Annotated in this window: 14 protein-coding genes; 6 read left to right on the top strand and 8 right to left on the bottom strand. The window is 74.4% G+C overall.

Going from position 1 to position 17,845, the window contains the following annotated elements; translation table 11 throughout:
* Positions 1 to 7 precede the first annotated feature (7 nt).
* The 6 genes from MRBLMG1_RS36070 to MRBLMG1_RS36095 form a co-directional block, all read right to left on the bottom strand.
* On the bottom strand, positions 8 to 1,423 hold the full coding sequence (locus MRBLMG1_RS36070) for a lysine N(6)-hydroxylase/L-ornithine N(5)-oxygenase family protein (protein WP_367828379.1): 1,416 nt from the start codon (positions 1,421 to 1,423) through the stop codon (positions 8 to 10).
* On the bottom strand, positions 1,420 to 2,850 hold the full coding sequence (locus MRBLMG1_RS36075) for a pyridoxal phosphate-dependent decarboxylase family protein (RefSeq protein WP_367828380.1): 1,431 nt from the start codon (positions 2,848 to 2,850) through the stop codon (positions 1,420 to 1,422). Before MRBLMG1_RS36075 ends, MRBLMG1_RS36070 begins: the two co-directional genes overlap by 4 nt.
* A gap of 324 nt (positions 2,851 to 3,174) precedes the next feature.
* Complete coding sequence (gene pepN, locus MRBLMG1_RS36080; protein WP_367828381.1) at positions 3,175 to 5,661, bottom strand: aminopeptidase N; 2,487 nt, start codon at positions 5,659 to 5,661, stop codon at positions 3,175 to 3,177.
* A 92-nt stretch (positions 5,662 to 5,753) separates the two neighbouring features.
* Complete coding sequence (locus tag MRBLMG1_RS36085) at positions 5,754 to 6,740, bottom strand: asparaginase (protein WP_367828382.1); 987 nt, start codon at positions 6,738 to 6,740, stop codon at positions 5,754 to 5,756.
* Positions 6,740 to 7,054 carry a chorismate mutase gene (locus MRBLMG1_RS36090; RefSeq protein ID WP_017238715.1) on the bottom strand — a complete coding sequence of 105 codons (315 nt, stop codon included), beginning with the start codon at positions 7,052 to 7,054 and terminating at the stop codon, positions 6,740 to 6,742. The genes MRBLMG1_RS36085 and MRBLMG1_RS36090 overlap by 1 nt, the downstream gene beginning before the upstream one ends.
* A gap of 11 nt (positions 7,055 to 7,065) precedes the next feature.
* Positions 7,066 to 7,953 carry an AraC family transcriptional regulator gene (locus MRBLMG1_RS36095; protein ID WP_367828383.1) on the bottom strand — a complete coding sequence of 296 codons (888 nt, stop codon included), beginning with the start codon at positions 7,951 to 7,953 and terminating at the stop codon, positions 7,066 to 7,068.
* A gap of 82 nt (positions 7,954 to 8,035) precedes the next feature.
* Between MRBLMG1_RS36095 and MRBLMG1_RS36100 the strand changes: the two genes are divergently transcribed.
* On the top strand, positions 8,036 to 10,015 hold the full coding sequence (locus tag MRBLMG1_RS36100) for a glycoside hydrolase family 35 protein (RefSeq protein WP_367828384.1): 1,980 nt from the start codon (positions 8,036 to 8,038) through the stop codon (positions 10,013 to 10,015).
* 80 nt (positions 10,016 to 10,095) lie between these two features.
* Here MRBLMG1_RS36100 and MRBLMG1_RS36105 read toward each other — a convergent pair whose 3' ends face one another.
* Positions 10,096 to 10,881 carry a S1 family peptidase gene (locus tag MRBLMG1_RS36105; protein ID WP_367828385.1) on the bottom strand — a complete coding sequence of 262 codons (786 nt, stop codon included), beginning with the start codon at positions 10,879 to 10,881 and terminating at the stop codon, positions 10,096 to 10,098.
* A 167-nt stretch (positions 10,882 to 11,048) separates the two neighbouring features.
* Between MRBLMG1_RS36105 and MRBLMG1_RS36110 the strand changes: the two genes are divergently transcribed.
* From MRBLMG1_RS36110 to MRBLMG1_RS36120, 3 genes are all read left to right on the top strand, one after another.
* A complete protein-coding gene (locus MRBLMG1_RS36110; protein WP_367828386.1) occupies positions 11,049 to 11,933 on the top strand; it encodes a hypothetical protein in 885 nt (294 codons plus the stop codon).
* A 195-nt stretch (positions 11,934 to 12,128) separates the two neighbouring features.
* Positions 12,129 to 13,598 carry an ankyrin repeat domain-containing protein gene (locus MRBLMG1_RS36115; RefSeq protein WP_367828387.1) on the top strand — a complete coding sequence of 490 codons (1,470 nt, stop codon included), beginning with the start codon at positions 12,129 to 12,131 and terminating at the stop codon, positions 13,596 to 13,598.
* Between the two features lie 67 nt (positions 13,599 to 13,665).
* Positions 13,666 to 14,226, top strand: coding sequence for a nitroreductase family protein (locus MRBLMG1_RS36120; protein WP_367828388.1), 561 nt, complete (start codon positions 13,666 to 13,668; stop codon positions 14,224 to 14,226).
* A 206-nt stretch (positions 14,227 to 14,432) separates the two neighbouring features.
* Here MRBLMG1_RS36120 and MRBLMG1_RS36125 read toward each other — a convergent pair whose 3' ends face one another.
* Complete coding sequence (locus tag MRBLMG1_RS36125) at positions 14,433 to 15,833, bottom strand: MFS transporter (protein ID WP_367828389.1); 1,401 nt, start codon at positions 15,831 to 15,833, stop codon at positions 14,433 to 14,435.
* Between the two features lie 116 nt (positions 15,834 to 15,949).
* On the opposite strand from MRBLMG1_RS36125, the gene MRBLMG1_RS36130 reads away from it, so the two are divergent.
* Positions 15,950 to 16,435, top strand: coding sequence for a MarR family winged helix-turn-helix transcriptional regulator (locus MRBLMG1_RS36130; RefSeq protein WP_367828390.1), 486 nt, complete (start codon positions 15,950 to 15,952; stop codon positions 16,433 to 16,435).
* A gap of 369 nt (positions 16,436 to 16,804) precedes the next feature.
* On the top strand, positions 16,805 to 17,707 hold the full coding sequence (locus tag MRBLMG1_RS36135) for a tyrosine-protein phosphatase (RefSeq protein ID WP_367828391.1): 903 nt from the start codon (positions 16,805 to 16,807) through the stop codon (positions 17,705 to 17,707).
* The last annotated feature ends 138 nt before the right edge of the window (positions 17,708 to 17,845 follow it).

The raw sequence follows: 17,845 nt of genomic DNA on the forward strand, positions 1-17,845 counted from the left end.
GTCCCGGTCACACGTTCTGTGTGAGGGGGGTGAGCTTGCGGTCCTGGTGCGGGATGCCGGGCCCCTCTCGCGTCTCCAGGCCGAAGGTCGTGAAGGCGGTGCGGCGCGGCAGCGGGTACGGCTCCTTGCCGCTGACGGCGTTGAGGATGGTCGCGCTGCGCCAGGCCGCGAGCCCCAGGTCGGGGGCGCCGACGCCGTGGGTGTGCTTCTCGGCGTTCTGGACGAAGACGGAACCGGTCACGGAGGGGTCGAGGACCAGCCGGTACCGCTCGTCGACGCGGGCGCGTCCGGCGGAGTCGTGGCGCAGGTACGGGTCGAGGCCGGCGAGCATCCGGTCCACCGGGCGCTCGCGGTAGCCGGTGGCGAGGACGACGGCGTCGGTGGTGAGGCGGGAGCGGGTGCCCTGCTGGAGGTGCTCCAGGTGGAGTTCGACCTGTGTGGTGGCCACCCGGCCCGCCGTACGGACCCGGACGCCGGGGGTCAGCACCGCGTCGGGCCAGCCGCCGTGGAGGGTGCGGCGGTACAGCTCGTCGTGGATGGCGGCGATGGTGTCGGCGTCGATGCCCTTGTGCAGCTGCCACTGGCGGGGTACGAGGTCGCCGCGCACGGGCTCGGGCAGTGCGTGGAAGTAGCGGGTGTAGTCGGGGGTGAACTGCTCCAGACCGAGTTTGGAGTACTCCATCGGGGCGAAGGCCTCGGTACGGGCCAGCCAGTGGATCCGCTCGGCTCCGGCGGGGCGGGCCCGCAGGAGGTCGAGGAAGACCTCGGCGCCCGACTGCCCGGAGCCGATGACGGTGACGTGCCCGGCGGCGCGGAGGGTCTCGCGGTGGGCCAGGTAGTCGGCGGAGTGGAAGACGGGGACGCCGGGGGCGTCGGCGAGCGGCTTGAGCGGCTCGGGGACGTACGGTTCGGTGCCGACGCCCAGGACGACGTTCCGGGTGTAGGCGCGGCCCAGGGCCTCGGCCTCGCCTTCGGGGTCGACCTGTGTGAAGTCGACCTCGAACAGGCGTCGCTCGGGGTTCCAGCGGACCGAGTCGACCTGGTGGCCGAAGTGCAGGCCGGGGAGCCGCTCGCTGACCCAGCGGCAGTAGGCGTCGTACTCGGCGCGCTGGATGTGGAACTTCTCGGCGAAGTAGAAGGGGAAGAGGCGTTCGCGGCTCTTCAGGTAGTTGAGGAACGTCCAGGGGCTGGCCGGGTCGGCGAGCGTCACCAGGTCCGCGAGGAACGGGACCTGGAGGGTGGCGCCCTCGATGAGGAGCCCGGGGTGCCATTGGAAGGCGGGGCGCTGCTCGTAGAAGGTGGCGGCGAGGCCGCCGGGCACGCCGTGCGCGAGGGCGGCGAGCGAGAGGTTGAAGGGGCCGATGCCGACGCCCACGAGGTCGTGGGGCTGGTCGAGGTCCTGCTGAGGGGTGCTGCCGGTCATCGGTGCGTGCTGCCTTCCACGAGGGTGATGAGCTGTGCCAGGTCGCCGGGGGTGGCGTGGGGGTTGAGCAGGGTGGCCTTCAGCCAGAGGCGGCCGTCGGCCGCGGCGCGGCCGAGGACGGCGTGGCCCCCGGCGAGCAGGGTGCGGCGGATCGCGGCGAGGTCGTCGTCGGCGGAGGTGCGGTCGCCGGTCGCTGCGGTGTGGAGGTCGCCGCCCGTGGGCTGGGCGGCGGTGATCGGCCGGAAGAGGACCGTGGTGAGGGTGGGGCGGGCGCGGAGCTCCAGGCCGGGGGCCTTCTCCACGAGGTCGGCGAGGTCCTGGGCGCGGGCCATGCAGGCGTCGACGAGGGCGCCGAGGCCTTGGCGGCCGAGCGCGCGGAGTGTCACGGCGGTCTTCAGGACGTCGGGGCGGCGGGTGGTGCGCAGCGAGCGGCCGAGGAGGTCGGGGAGGCCGGCTTCGGTGTCGTCGTCGGCGTTGAGGTAGTCGGCGGTGTGGCCGAGTGCGGCCAGGTCGGCCGTGTCCCGTACGGCGAGGAGTCCGGCGGCGGCCGGCTGCCAGCCGAGCTTGTGCAGGTCGACGGTGACCGTGCGGGCGCGGTCGAGGCCGTCCAGGAGCCGGCGGTGTGTCCGGCTGAAGAGGACGGGGCCGCCGTAGGCGGCGTCGACGTGGAGTTCGGCGCCGTGGGCCGTGCACACGTCCGCGAGGGCGGCGATCGGGTCGACGAGTCCCTCGTCGGTGGTGCCGGCGGTGGCGGCGACGAGGACGGGGCCGCGGGTGCGGGTGAGGGCGTCGGCGAGGGCGGTGGGCTCCAGGGTGCCGTTCGGGGTGGGCACGGTGACCGGTTCGGGCAGGCCGAGGAGCCAGGCGGCGCGGTGGAAGGAGTGGTGGGCGTTGGCTCCGACGACGGTTCGGACCGGGCCGTGGCGCTCCCGGGCCAGGAGCAGGGCGAGTTGGTTGGACTCGGTGCCGCCGGTGGTGACGAGCGCGTCGGGGTGGGCGGCCTGGGGGTACACCTCGGCGGCCAGTGCCGCCGTGAGTCGCTCTTCGAGCGCGGAGGCCGCCGGTGCCTGGTCCCAGGAGTCCATCGACGGGTTGAGCGCGGACGCCGCCAGGTCGGCGGCGGCGGCGAGGGCGAGCGGCGGGGTGTGCAGATGGGCGGCGCAGAGGGGGTGGGCGGGGTCGGCCGCGCCTTCCGTGAGGGCCTGGACGAGGGTGCGGAGGGCTTCGTGGGCGCCGGTGCCGGTGTCGGGGAGTACGGGTCCGAGGGCGGCCGTCCGCGCCGCCACGGCCGCCGGGCCGCCGGACGGCAGGGGGCCGCCCCTGGCCCGCGCCCCCTCGTGGAGGGCGTCGAGGACGGTGTCCAGAAGGGGGCGGAGGGCCTCGGCACCGGAGGTGCCTCCGGCGAGGGGTGGGAGTGCGGCACGCATGGACGACAGGGTGGCGGGCCCTGCCGTGACCTGTCCGGGGAGTCGGTACTTGTGACCCGAACGGGGGACAAGCACCTGGCGCGGCGCGGTCGCGAACGCCGCGGCGGGAGGCCGCCGTCGGGCGGGGGAGGCTCCCGTGCGTGCTCGTGCGGGTGCTCGTACGGGTTGCCCGTGCGGCTCTCCCCGGCGCGCGTACACCACGCTGTGCGGCTCTCCCCGGCGCGCGTACACCGTGCCGTGCGGCTCTCCCCGGCGCGCGGACACCGTGCCGTGCGGCCGTCCCCGGCGCGCGGGCATCGTGCCGTGCGCCGGGGACGGGCGGCGTCAGGCGGTGCGGACCGCCAGGGCCCGGCGGAGGTCGTCGAGCTGGTCGACGAGCTTGCGGTGCAGGGCGGGGATCACGGCGTCGTCGTCGAGGTGGGATTCGCCGAGGGCCAGTGATTCCGCGTCGACCGCGTGGAACGGGAAGGCGTAGCGGCCGGCCGCCTCGGCCATGGCGGGGCCGCGGCGGGCACCGAGGGCGGCGGCGTCGGCGTAGAAGCGCGGCACGTACGCGCGTACGAGTTCGGCCTGCTCGGGCTGCCAGAAGCCCTGTGCGGTCGCCGTGAACAGGTAGTTCGACAGGTCGTCGGAGTCGAAGAGGGCCGACCAGGCCGCGGCCTTGGCGGCCGGGTCGGGGAGGGCGGCGCGGCAGCGGGCGGCGCCTTCCTCGCCGGTGGCGCTGGGGTCCCGCTCCAGTTCGGCGGCGATGACGGTCTCGTCGGTGGCGCCGAGGACGGCGAGGCGGGCGAGGATGCGCCAGCGCAGCTCGGGGTCGAGTTCGGGGCCGCCGTGGACGGTGCCCTCGTCGAGCCAGGACGCGATCTTGTCGGGGGTGGTGGCGCTGTCGATGCAGGTGCGCACGGCGGTGAGGCGCAGGCCGGGGGACTCGCCGTCCTCGGTGCGGCGCAGCAGGGCGCGGGCGATCTCGCCGATCTTGGTGAGGGCGGTGGGGCGCTCGGCCTCGGACAGGTAGCGGTCGGCGATCTGGGTGCGGGCGAAGCCGAGGACGCCTTGGAGGAGGGCGAGTTCGCTTTCTTCGGGCAGGTGCGCGACGGCGGCGTCGAGGTAGGCGGCGGGGGCGAGGGCGCCGTCGCGGACCATGTCGCGCAGGGCGTTCCAGACCACGGCGCGGGTCAGCGCGTCCGGGATGCGGGAGAGGTCGCGGAGCGCCGTCTCGCGGGACACGTCGTCGAAGCGGAGCTTGGTGTAGGTGAGGTCCTCGTCGTTGAGGACGACGAGGGCCGGGCGCGGGCCGGTCAGCTCGGCGGGTGCCTCCTGGGGCACGTCGACCTCGCGGCGCTCGCGCAGCACGAGGTCGCCGGAGGGGTCCCGGTCGTAGACGCCGACGGAGAGCCGGTGCGGGCGGCTGCCCGCGCGGTCGACGGTGAGCCGCCAGCTGGTGCCCTCGCCGTCGAGGCGGGGGGTGAGGGTGTCGACGCCGGTCGTGCGGAGCCACTGGTCGGCCCAGCCGTGGACGTCGCGGTCGGTGGCGGCGGCGAGGTTGTCGATGAAGTCGGCGAGGGTGGCGTTGCCGAACTTGTGGCGCTTGAAGTGGATGTTGATGCCGGCGAGGAAGTCCTTCTCGCCGAGCCAGGTGACGAGTTGGCGGAGGGCGGAGGCGCCCTTGGCGTAGGAGATGCCGTCGAAGTTGAGGAGGGCGGAGGCGGTGTCGGGGACGGCCTCCGGGTCGGGGGCGACGGGGTGGGTGGAGGGCCGCTGGTCGGCCTCGTATCCCCAGGCCTTGCGGGCGATGCCGAAGTCGACCCAGGTGTCGGGGAAGAGGTCGGAGCAGGCCTCGTTGACGGTCTGGAAGCCCATGTACTCGGCGAAGGACTCGTTCAGCCAGATGTCGTCCCACCAGCGCAGGGTGACGAGGTCGCCGAACCACATGTGGGCCATCTCGTGGGCGATGACCATGGCGCGGGTCTGCCGCTCGGTGACGGTGACGGCGGAGCGGAAGACGAACTCGTCGCGGAAGGTGACGAGTCCGGGGTTCTCCATGGCGCCCGCGTTGAACTCGGGGACGAAGGCCTGGTCGTACGAGTCGAACGGGTAGGGCTCGTCGAACTTCTCGTGGTACCGGTCGTAGCAGGCCTTGGTGACGGCGAGGATCTCTTCGGCGTCGGCGTCGAGGTGGGCGCCGAGGGAGCGGCGGCAGTGGATGCCGAAGGGCAGGCCGGCGTGCTCGGTGCGGATGGTGTGCCAGGGGCCGGCGGCGACGCAGACGAAGTAGGTGGAGAGCAGCGGGGTGGGCGCGGACTGCCAGCGGCCGTCGGGCTGCTGCTCGGTGATGCCGTTGGACAGGACGGTCCAGCCTTCGGGGGCTTTGACGCTCAGTTCGAAGACGGCCTTCAGGTCGGGCTGGTCGAAGGCGGCGAAGACGCGCTGGACGTCCTCCATGAAGAGCTGGGTGTAGACGTACGATTCGCCGTCCGTCGGGTCCTTGAAGCGGTGCATGCCCTCGCCGGTGCGGGAGTACCGCATGGTGGTGCTGATGCGGAGGGTGTGCTCGCCCTCGGTGAGGCTCAGCGGGAGCCGGTTGCCGTCGAGGGTGGTGATGTCGAGCGGCTTGCCGTCGAGGAGGGCGGAGTGAAGGGTCTCCGGCTTGAGTTCGACGAAGGTGTCCCCCGCGGTGCGGGCCGTGAAGCGGATGAGGCTCCGTGAGTGGAAGGTCTCGTCGCCGGTGGTGAGGTCGAGGTCCACTCGGTAGTGGTGGACGTCGAGGAGCTGGGCACGGGTCTGCGCTTCGTCGCGCGTCAGTACGGACATGGGCCCTATGCTGCCCGATGCTTTCCGCATCGGGCAGAGGTGGTGCGCTATTGCGCCCTCAGGCGAATCCCCGGCGTCGACGGCCTGTGCCGTCAGGCGAGTCCTGAGCCGTTGAGGTGGGCGAAGGCGGCGGTGATGCGCGGGCGGTCGTAGCCGGTGGGGCCGGCCGCGCCGCTGGAGAGCAGGACGTGGAGCAGGATGCGGGCCTTGGCCGGGTCGAGGGGGCCGGCCGGGATCAGTCCGTGGTGGAGCAGGTCGTACTCGGAGCCGGGGCCGCGGTAGGTGTGCGAGAGGGTCGTGCCGCCGCCTGTACGGGAGGCGAGGACGACCGGGATGCGGCGGGCGAGCTCGGCGAGCGGGTCGACGAGCCAGCCGGGGGCGTGGCCGGCGCCGAAAGCGGCGACGACGAGGCCTTGGAAGCGGTGGTCGACGGCTTCGAGGAGTTCGCCGCGGTCGCCCTGGGAGAGCGTCACGAGGGCCACCCGTACGGCCGGGTCGAAGGTCAGCGGGCACGGGGCGGCGGGGACGGCGGGGCGGAGCAGGAGGCGGGGTTCGCCCTCGACGACGGTGCCGATCGGTCCCGCGCCGGGCGAGGCGAAGGTCGCGACGGAGGTGGTGTGGGTCTTGCGGGCGAGGCGGGCGGCGTGGATCTCGTCGGCGAGGACCACGAGGACGCCGAGGTTCCGGCAGGCCGGGTCGGCGGCGACGGCGAGGGCGGCGGCGAGGTTGGCGGGGCCGTCGGCGCCGGGCAGGTCGGGGCGGCGCATGGCGCCGGTGACGGCGATCGGCCGTTCGGTGGTGCAGAGCAGGTCGAGGAGGAAGGCGGTCTCCTCCAGGGTGTCGGTGCCCTGGACGACGACCACGCCGGAGCCGTCGGCGATGGTCTTGCGCACCTCGTCGGCCAGTGCGGCGAGGTCCTCGTGGGTGACGGAGGAGCTGGGGACGCGGCGGAAGTCGCGGAGGACGACGTCGTCGGGGGCGCCCAGTGCGGCCAGGACCTCTTGGCCGGTCATGCGGGCGGCGTCTCCGCCGCGCGCGGAGATGGTGCCTCCGAGGGTGAAGACCGTGACGCGGGCCATCAGCGTGCTCCGTCCGCGATCGTCTCGTGGTGGCGGATGACCTCGGCGATGATGAAGTTGAGGAGTTTCTCCGCGAAGGCCGGGTCCAGTTTGGCGCTCTCGGCGAGTTCCCGCAGCCGCGCGATCTGGCGGGCCTCGCGGGCGGGGTCGGCGGGCGGCAGCTGGTGCTCGGCCTTGAGGACGCCGACCTGCTGGGTGCACTTGAAGCGCTCGGCGAGCATGTGGACGACCGCCGCGTCGATGTTGTCGATGCTCTCGCGCAGGCGGGTCAGCTCGGCGGTGACGGTCGGGTCGATCTCGCTGGTGTCGCTCATGATCTGCGAGCTTAGACGGATCTCGGGGGGATCGTGGGCGGGTGTTCGGGATCCGGAACGCGGTCGCTCCAGCCGCCGTGCACGGAGCGCCCCTGCTGCTCGCGGAAGCGGATGGGTGCGGTGCCGACCCGGCGGGTGAAGAGGCGCGAGAAGTAGGCGGGGTCGTCGTAGCCGACGCGCCGGGCGACGGCGGCGACGGGCAGCTCGGTGGCGGCGAGGAGTTCCTTGGCGCGGCCGAGGCGGACGGTGAGCAGGTAGTCCTTGGGGCTGCATCCGGCGGCGCGGCGGACGGCGGTGCGCAGCTCGGCGGGGGTCATGCCGTGCCGGGCGGCGTGGTCGGCGATGGCGAGGGGCTGGAAGGCGTCGCGGGCGAGGGCGGCGAGGACGGGGTCGCCGTCGGCGTTGGTGTCGGCGCGGGCGCGGCGCAGGGCGACGAGGAGTTCGTGGACGGCGGCGCCGGTCTCGACCTCAAGGAGGGGGTTGCCGGGGCGGGCGGCGCGGGCGATCCGGCCGATGGCGGCGCGGGCGGGGGCGGCGTCGGAGAGGGGTACGACGGGCCGGTCGGGTTCGATGTAGCCGAGTTCGGTGTAGGTGGCGGTGGCGGGTCCCGAGAAGTCGACGAAGGCCTCGTCCCAGCCGGTGCCGGGGTCGGCGCCGTAGTGGTGCGGGATCCCGGGGGTGAGCCAGAGCAGCGCGGGGGCGGTGACGGTGGTGCGGCGGCCGTCGGAGCCCCGGTACCAGCCGCCGCCCGCGGAGACCACGACGGCGACGTGGTGGTCGAGGGTGCGGGGGCCGACGGTGGGCAGGGTGCCGTGCTGGAGTCCGACGCCGAGGCAGACGAGACCGAGCCGGTGGTGGACGGGGCCGGGCGTGAAGTAGCGCATCCAGGTGTGGTACATGCCGCGGGCCCTTCCCTAACGTCCAAACTGCGACGATCTTTGTCCATGGACCGGCTCGCCGCCAGGGGGTGAGGGTGAGGCCATGAGCACGTTCGCTGTGGGTGACGAGGACTTTCTGCTCGACGGGCGGCCGGTGCGGCTGCTTTCGGGGGCGCTGCACTACTTCCGGGTGCACGAGGGGCACTGGGAGCACCGGCTCGGGATGCTGCGGGCGTTGGGCCTGGACTGCGTCGAGACGTACGTGCCGTGGAACCTGCACGAGCCGGAGCCCGGCCGGTACGCGGACGCGGACGCGCTCGGGCGGTTCCTGGACGCGGTGCGGCGGGCGGGGATGCGGGCGATCGTGCGCCCGGGGCCGTACATCTGCGCCGAGTGGGAGAACGGCGGTCTGCCGCATTGGTTGACGGGGCCGCTCGGGCGGCGGGTGCGGACCCTCGACCCGGAGTTCCTGGCGCCCGTGGAGGCCTGGTTCCGGCGGCTGCTGCCGCAGGTGGTGGAGCGGCAGGTCGACCGGGGCGGTCCGGTGATCCTGGTCCAGGTCGAGAACGAGTACGGGAGCTACGGCAGCGACCGGGGCTATCTGGAGTGGCTGGCGGGGCTGCTGCGCGAGTGCGGGGTCCGTGTGCCGCTGTTCACCTCGGACGGGCCCGAGGACCACATGCTGACGGGCGGCTCGGTGCCGGGGGTGCTCGCGACGGCGAACTTCGGTTCGGGCGCGCGGGAGGGGTTCGCGGCGCTGCGGCGCCACCAGCCGTCGGGGCCGCTGATGTGCATGGAGTTCTGGTGCGGCTGGTTCGACCACTGGGGCACGGACCACACGGTGCGGGACGCGGCGGACGCGGCGGCGGCGCTGCGGGAGATCCTGGAGTGCGGGGCCTCGGTCAACCTGTACATGGCGCACGGCGGGACGAACTTCGCGGGCTGGGCGGGTGCGAACCGGTCCGGTGAGCTGCACGGCGGAGCGCTGCTGCCGACGGTGACGTCGTACGACTACGACGCGCCGGTCGACGAGGCCGGTCGGCCGACGGAGAAGTACCGGCTCTTCCGCGAGGTGCTCGCCGCGTACGCGGACGGGCCGCTGCCCGCGATGCCGGAGCCCCCGCCCCGGCTGGCCGCCCCGGTGCGCGGTGCCTTGACCGGCTGGGCGTCGCTGGACGGTGTCCTGGAGGTGCTCGGCGGTGCGGAGTCGGTGACCCCGGTGCCCCCGACCTTCGAGGAACTGGGCGTCGACCGGGGCCTGGTCCGCTACCGGGTGTCCGTGCCGGGGCCCCGGCAGCCGTATCCGCTGGCTGTGACGGGCCTGCGGGACCGGGCCGCGGTGTACGTCGACGGCGTCCCGGCGGGCGTCCTGGACGCGGAGGACGCGCGGCTGCCCGAGCCGGTGGCGGGTCCGGCCGTCGTGGACCTGTGGGTGGAGTCCCTCGGCCGGGTCAACTACGGGCCCCGCGTGGCCGAGCCGAAGGGGATCACGGGCGGCGTCCTCCACGAGCGTCAGTACCTCCACGGCGTACGGGCCCGGGGCCTGCGCCTGGACGCCTTCGAGGCGGGGGCGGTCGACAAGGTGCCGTTCACCGAGGTCCCGTTCGCCGAGGTTCCGTCTGCCGAGGGCCCGTTCGCCGAGGTTCCGTGCGCCGAGGGTCCTGCCTCCCCCGGCCCCGGTCTCTACCGCACGACGATCGAGGTGACGGGGGCGGGCGACGCCGAGCTGCGGCTGCCGGGCGCGACCCGCGGCTTCGTCTGGGTGAACGGCTTCTGCCTGGGCCGCCACTGGGCGGTCGGCCCCCAGGACGCCCTCTTCGTACCGGGCCCGGTCCTCCGCGAGGGCCCGAACGAGGTGTGGGTCCTGGAACTGGAGGGGTCGGCTTCGTCGGTGGAGCTGTCGGCGGTGCGGGCGGGCGAGGCCGAGACAGCGCCTGCGTCTGCGTCTGCCCGGGCTTCGGCACCGGCTTCGGCACCGGCACCGGCACCGGCACCGGCTTCGGCTTCGGCTTCGGCTTCGGCTTCGGAGCAGGCGACGGAGGTCCCGACGGAGACCTCGGAGTCCGCGGCGGAGACGGTCTGAGGGGCGGCGGGTGACGACCCGCCCGGGGCAAGGGGAGGGCCCCGGGGCGGGTCGTCGCCCCGGGGCCCTCCCGTCTCGGGCTACAGCGTGGCCGCGGCCGACTTGATGGCGGCGGCGAAGGTCGAGACCTCCGTGTAGACGCCCGGGTAGCCGGCCCGCGCGCAGCCCTCGCCCCAGCTCACGATGCCCACCTGGATCCAGGCACCGGTGTTGTCCTTGCGGAACATGGGGCCGCCGGAGTCACCCTGGCAGGTGTCGACCCCGCCCTCGTTGTAGCCGGCGCAGATCTCCTCGCCGGGGACGAGGGAGCCGCCGTACGCGGCCTGGCATTCGGCGTCCGAGACGAACGGGACGGTCGCCTTCCGCAGGTAGCGCTGCTGGCTGCCGCCCTCGCGGGTGGCGCCCCAGCCGGCCACGGTGAAGGTGCCGCTGTTGTACGCGGTCGTCTCGGCGATCTTCAGGTTGGGCAGCGAGGTGATCGGCGAGGCGAGCTTGATGAGGGCCCAGTCCTTGCCGGTGCCGTTGTACCCGGGTGCCTGGTAGACCTTGGTCGACTTGACCTTGATGGCGCTGCTCGACTGGAGGTCGACGACGCCGGCGGTGGCGGTGATGCCGGTGTTGTTGCCGGAGCCGCTCACGCAGTGGGCGGCGGTGAGGACGACCTGAGGGGTGATCAGGGAGCCGCCGCAGCCCATGGAGAGCCGGACCATCCAGGGGAACTCGCCCTGGGCCGCGCGGACGCCGCCGACGACGGGGGCGGGTGCGGCGGAGGCGGAGGTGGTGGGCTGGAGGCTGACGGCCGCCAGGACGACGGCGCCGGCCGCGGCCAGCTTCTGGAGCGTTCGAACCACGCGGTTCTGCTTCATGTGCCTGTGCCTGCCTTCTCTCGTGGGGGGTCGCCCCTGACGGATGGTGACATGCGCCCGTCAAGGCCTGTCCGGATTATGGACAGCGCCCAACTTCCCCCACAAGGAAGCCTTTTCGGCCAGCACCGGTGCAGGGAACGTACAGTGGGAGAGAGGGGGAATCCGGTATGCCGAACCGCCACGAGGCCGACCGTGTCACCCACGGCTTCCCGCACCGCGCCACCGTCCGGGCCGCGCTCACCGCGCTCTACCGGCGCCTCTCCCCCGACGGCGTGCACCGCTACCCGACGAGCGTGCCGGCCGCCGCCGTGGCCCTCGGCGACGACGAGGACCTCCACCTCGGCGCCCAGCGGGTGGCCCACGCCCTCGTCCGCCACCTCCGGCTCCCCGAGGCGCGCATGGTGGTGAGCTTCCGGCCCATGGAACACGCGGCGACCGTCGAGCTCACCGCCGGACCCGAGTACTTCGTGGAGCTCAACGACCGCTTCCGCACCCGCCGCAGGGACATCGGCGCCGCCCTCGCCCACGAGATCACCCACGTCCTGCTGCACCGGCTCGACCTCGGCTTCCCCGACACCGCCGACAACGAGGTCCTCACCGACGTCGTCACCACCTACCTCGGCGCCGGCTGGCTCCTCCTCGACGCCTACCGTCGCGACGGCGTCGAGAGCCAGAAGCTCGGCTACCTGACCCCCGAGGAGTTCGGCTACGTCCTCGCCAAACGCGCCGACCTCTTCACCGAGGACCCCTCCCCCTGGTTCACCAGCCCCGTCGCGTACGAGGCCTGGGTACGCGGCCGAGCCGAGGCCCGCCGCGAACGCACCCCGCCACCCCTCTCCCGCGCCGGCTGGGCCGACCGCCGCCGCTACGACTGGGAACGGCGCCGGGGCAGGGCGTCCCCCGGCGCCCCGTACACCTTCGACGGCGGCGCCCCCGCCACCGGCGTCTCCTTCCCCTGCCCGGTCTGCGCCCAGCGACTGCGCCTCCCGGCAGGCCGGACACTCCGGGCCCGGTGCCGGGTGTGCCGCACCGTGCTCGACTGCGCGACCTGACGGCGCCCCGGGGCGCCCGGGTCGCCCGGGACGCCCGGTGACCTCCAGGGCACCCGCCGCACGACGACATGCCGTCAGATCGGTGACAGCCGCGCCGCGTCCGGCTCCTCCGGGCCGGGAAACGGGCGCACTCCGGCGCCGCCGAGTGACCGAATCGATTTGCGCCGAGCGCCGACGGCGGGTCAGGGTCGAGGCATGAGCGCGTTGTTCGATGCCATCCGGGACGGGGACGAGGACGGGGCCGTGCGGGCCCTGAGGGGCGGGGCCGGGCCCGAGGACCGGGAGGATGGGGAGAGTGCGCTGTACCGGGCGGCGGTGGGGGACGAGGTGGGGATCGTCCGGCTGTTGCTCGCGGCGGGAGCCGACCCGGGGCGGGGCAGTGGGGAGGACGGGGGCGATCTGCCGTTGTGCGGGGCGGCCTGCGGGGGTCACGCCGAGGTGGTGCGGGCGCTGCTGGCGGCGGGGGCGGAGCCGGACCAGGAGGAGGCGTACGGGTTCACGGCGCTGGCTTGGGCGCTGCGGCTGGGGCACGCCGATACGGCGAGGGTGCTGCTTGAGCACGGGGCTGATCCGGACCGGTGCGGGCCCGATGGGCTCGTTCCGCTGGTCGCGGCGGCGCGGCGCGGTTCGACGGGCTGTGTGCGGGCGCTTCTGGAGCACGGGGCGCAGGCGCGGGAGGCGGCGTTGCGGGAGGCGCGGCGGTGGATCGGCGTGGACATGGCGGCGGAGTTGCGGCGTGGGCTGGTGGCGGGGAACGAGGGCGGGGAGACGTACGAGGCGGTGGTGCGGCGGGTCCGGGAGGACGGCGGGGTGACGGTGGTGGTGGAGCTGTTGCGGGAGGACGGGGCGCCGGGGCGGGGCGACGACCGGCACACGGGTCACGCGGCGATCTCCACGCTGCTGGAGTCGGCGCTCGGTCTGCGGACGCCGCACGAGGAGCTGGCGGCGCGGGCGCTGCGCTGCGGCGACCCGGAGCTCGACGACTGGACGACGGCGGTGGCGGAGCTGGCGGGCCGGGCCGACGAGGAGACGTTCGAGGCGGCGGCGGGCTGGTGTGCCTACCGGGACCCGATGCGGCGGGCGTTCGGCGCGCGGGTGCTCGGCGCGCTGCCGGGTTTCGGTCCGGAGGCGGTCCCGGTGCTGCGGCGGCTGGCGGCGGAGGCCGTGACCCCGGCCCGCGAGCCCCTGCTGTCGGCGGTCCTGTCGCTGGGGTCGTGTGCGGATCCGGCCGCCGTGCCCGAACTGCTCGCGGCGGCCGGGCATCCCGTTGCCGCCGTGCGGCGGGCCGTGGCGGCCGCGTTGGCGGGGATCGTGCCCGCCGGGCACGTCGAGGCGCTCGGTGTGCTCCTCGCGCTGAGCCGGGACGGTGATGCCCGGGTACGGGACTGGGCGACGCTGGCGCTGGCGGAGCTGCCCGACGACACCCCGCTCGTACGGGAGGGGCTCGCGGAACGGCTCGGCGACGACGACCCGGAGACGGCCGCCGAGGCGGCGCGGGGGCTCGCGATCCGGCAGGATCCGCGTGCCGTCGACGCGCTCTCCTCGATCCTCGCGGACGGCGCCGCCGACGGCGCGGCCCGCGAGACGGCCCTCGCGGCCCTGGAGCACGTCCGCGAGCCCCGGGTCAGGACCCGCCTGGAGTGGACGACGCCGCGGCGCGGCTGAGCTCGCGGCCCGCGCCGCCGCGAACGCCCGCCGGAATACGGCTGTGCGGTGGGGACTTGGACTCGGCATGCGACGTGATCCGAAACGGGCCGACGGTCTTCATCCTCTGCTGGCGGGACGTTTCAGCCCGTACCGGTTCGACCCGTCGGCAGCGGTCGACGACGACGCCCTGGGGTTGCTGCTGGAAGCGGCGCGGTGGGCGCCGTCCGCGGGGAACTCCCAGCCGTGGGGCTTCTTCGCGAGCCGGCCGGGCGAGCCGGGGCACGAGCGGGTGCTCCCGCACCTCGCGCCCAGCTCGGCCCGGTGGGCGACGGACGCGGGGCTGCTCGTCGTCACGTCGGCGCGCCGCCACGTCGACGCCACGGACCTGCTCTACTCCGAGTTCGCGGACTACGACCTGGGCCAGGCCGTCGCCCACATGACCGTGCAGGCGCGGGCGATGGGGCTGGCCGCGCACCAGTTCCGGGCCTTCGATCTGGAGGGCCTCACCAAGGAGCTGGATCCGGCGCCGGGTTGGTCGATCGTCTCGATGATCGCCGTGGGGACGGCGGCCGGTGAGGCGCCGGAGGGCCGTGAGCGGCGCAGTGTCGCGGATCTGCTGTCGGCGCCTTGGTCGCCGTCGGCATAGCGTCGAGTCCGGGCGGTTTTCCGAGTGGGTCCTCCGAGTGGCTCCTCCGAGTTGGTCCTCCGAGTTGGTCCTCCAGGTGGGTCATCCCAGTGGATCCGCCCGGCGGAGGCGCCGCGCCCGGACGGAATCCCCTGGGGGAAAGTCTCCCGGAGGAGGTGCCGCGCCCGGCCGGATTCTCCTGGCGGGAAGACGCCGGGAGGGGCTCGTCACTCGCCGTCGGTGACCGCCGTGCGGGGGAGCCGCAGGCTCAGGGCGGCGCACAGGGCGTAGGCCGCGAGGACCCAGGGCATGGCGGCCTTGAGGGAGAGGTCGGCGAACCAGGCGGTGCCGATGGCGGCGGCTCCGAGGGCGCCGCCGAACTGCTGGGCGGTGGTGAAGGCGCCCGAGGCGCCGCCGGCGAGTTCGGCGGGGGCGGCCGAGAGGACGATGCCGACGAGGGGGACGACGAGGAGGCCGAGGCCGGCGCCCGCGACGGCGAGGCCGGGGGCCAGGGGCCAGGCGCCGGTGTGGACGGGTGCGGCGGCCTCCATGGCGTACCAGACCCAGCCGTAGCCGGCCGCCATGAGGAGGGCGCCGGCGGTGGGGACGTACCGGCCGAGCTTGATCGCGAGCGGTTCGGCGGCGGGGGCGGTGAGGAAGCCTCCGGCCGAGAAGGCGGCCATCAGGACGCCCGCCTGGGTCGGGGTGTAGCCCTGGCCGCCCTGGAGCCAGATCGCGAGGACCAGGAAGAAGCCCTGCATGCCGAAGGCGAAGAGGAGCTGGACGGCGAGGCCGTACGAGAAGGCCGGGACGGTGAAGATCCGTCGGGGCAGCACCGAGCCGCGTACGGCGACTCCGGTCACCGCGGCCGCTCCGGCGGCGAGGAGGGCCCAGCCCCAGAGCGGCCAGTCCCAGGTGCGGCCCTGGACGAGCGGCAGGACGACGGCGACGAGTCCGGCGGCGAGGACGAGGCTGCCGAGCAGCGGGGGTTGGGCGGCGGCGGGTTCGCGGGTGGCCGGGACGAGGACGACGGCGGCGGCGAGGGTGAGGAGGGAGACCGGCACGTTGACGAGGAAGACGCTGCGCCAGCCGAGCCCGAAGAGGTCGGCGTCGGTGAGGACGCCGCCGAGCAGCAGCCCGATCGCGGAGGCGAAGCCGGCCACGGCCCCGTACATCCCGAAGACCTTGCCGCGGTCCTTGCCCCGGAAGAGGCTGTGGAACGAGCCGAGCACCTGCGGCATGAGGACGGCGGCGGTCACGCCCTGGACGGCGCGGGCCGCGATCAGCTGGCCGGGGGTCTGTGCGAGGCCGCAGGCGAGGCTGGCGAGGCCGAAGCCGGCGGTGCCGGCGAGGAAGAGCGCCTTGCGGCCGTACCGGTCGCCGAGCCGGCCGGCGACGACGAGGGTCGCGGCGAAGCCCAGGAGGTAGGCGGAGACGGTCCACTGGAGGGCGCTCTCGGAGGCGCCGAGCCCGTGCCCGAGGGAGGGCAGGGCGACGTTGACGATGGTGACGTCGACCAGGTCCATCAGGGCGGCGACCATCATGACGACGGCGGCGGCCCAGCGGCGCGGGTGGACGGTGTGCGGGTCGCCGGTGGCGGTGGTGTCGGTCGTGGCGGTCGCGGACATGTCGGCCTCCTCCTTTTATTTCGTTCGGCCTAACGAAATAAAAAGTGGCACACGCCGACCCCTGATCACAAGTCTTTCGTTCGGGCGAACTAAATGAATTTTGCTAGGCTTCCGCCATGCCCACGAGCGAGAAGGACACCGAGGGACGCGCCGAGGTCGTCGCCGCCCTCACCGCCGCCGGCCGCGACTCCAGCGCCGCCTCCGTCGCCTTCCACTCGGCCGTCGCGGCCCAGCAGGACCTGGGCGCCACCGAGACCAAGACGCTCGACCTGCTCGAACGGTACGGCCCGCTCACCGCCAAGGAACTCGCCGAGCACTCGGGCCTGGCGCCCGCCTCCGTCACCGGCCTCGTCGACCGCCTCGAACGCAAGGGCTTCGTCCGCCGGGTGAAGCACCCGACGGACAAGCGCCGGATCCTCGTCGAGCCCCGCCCCGAGAAACTGGCCGAACTGGCGCCCCTCTTCGACGACTGGGCCCGCGAAGTACACGAGCTCTACGAGGAGTTCACGACCGCGGAGCTGGAGACCATCACCCGCTTCCTCACCGGCGCGACCGACCGCCAGCGCGCCGCGACCAGGCGACTCACCGGGGACGCACCCTAACCCCCTCCCCCACGACCCCGACTCCCCCAGGGGCGCACACGCCGTACGACCGGGGACGCGCACGGCACTGCACCGGCGGGCCCGCACGGCACTCCACCGCAGACCCGTACGGCACTCCACCGCGGACGCGCACGGCATTGCACCCCGGACGCGCACGGCACTCCCGTCCGGCGCCGTCGGCTGCTACCTTCCTCCCCGGGAAGCCACCTAACAAGCGTTTGGTGGAAGGCGACCGATCCGAGCCCGCGACCCCCTCCGGTCCGTGCCCCCGACACTCCGCGGGCCCGTCCGCCCACGGCTGCCCCACCCGAGTCCGTCAGCCGTACGGCACGCCGCCGTACGTCCGTCAGTCCGCAAGGGAGTCCAGCCATGCCCCTGTCCCGACGCGCCCTGCTCACCGCCGGCGGTGCCACCGCCCTGCTCGCGGTCGCCCCGGCGCCCGCGACGGCCCGCCCCGGCCCCCGGTCCGCGAGCACCATCCGCCCCATCCCGCTCCAGGGCGCGGTCAACGTCCGCGACCTCGGCGGGTACCTCACCTACGACGGGGCCCGGGTGCGGCACGGCCTCGCCTACCGGGGCGACCACCTCGGCAAGCTCACCGACGCCGACCTGGGCACGCTCGGCGCGCTCGGTCTCGGGACCGTGGTCGACCTGCGGATCCCCCTGGAGGTGGGGTACGACGGCGCCGACCGGCTGCCGGCCGGTGCGGCCCCGGTCGCCCGGCCCGTCACCGACAACGGCCTCTTCGGGCAGTTGCTCGCCGCGATCGGCTCGCGCGACCCGGTGCGGCAGGAGGAGATGCTCGGCGGCGGGCGGGCGGCCGCGTTCATGCGCGAGGTGTACCGGACCTTCGTCACCGACCCGGCGAACCGGGCGGCCCTCGCGACCACCCTGCGGGACTTCGCCGACCCCCGCCGGGGGCCGCTGCTGGTGCACTGCACGTCGGGCAAGGACCGCACCGGCTGGACGAGCTGGCTGCTGCTGACCCTGGTCGGGGTGCCCGCGAGCGCCGCCCGCGCGGACTACCTGGCCTCGAACACCTTCCGCGCCGCGTACGACGCGCGGGTCCGGGAGGGGCTGAAGCAGGGCGGGCTCATGCAGAACCCGGAACTGATCGTGCCGCTCCAGGAGGTGCGGACGGAGTACCTGGACACCGCCCTGGACCAGGTCCGCACCTCCTACGGGAGCCTGTTCCGCTACGTGTCGGTCGGCCTCGGCCTGGAGCCGCGCGAGCTGCTCGCGCTCCGCGAGCGGCTGGTGCTCGACGCCTGACGTCCGCCACGGCCCGCACCCGCGCCGGCCCCGGAGGCGGCACCGCGCCCGGCTCCCGCGCCGGCCCCCGCGCCGGAACCCCGGCCGGAACCGGTGCCGGTGCCCCGGCCCGTGCCCGTTCCGCGACCCGCACCGGCC

The organism is Streptomyces sp. LMG1-1-1.1 (assembly GCF_040815545.1).
GTDB lineage: Bacteria > Actinomycetota > Actinomycetes > Streptomycetales > Streptomycetaceae > Streptomyces.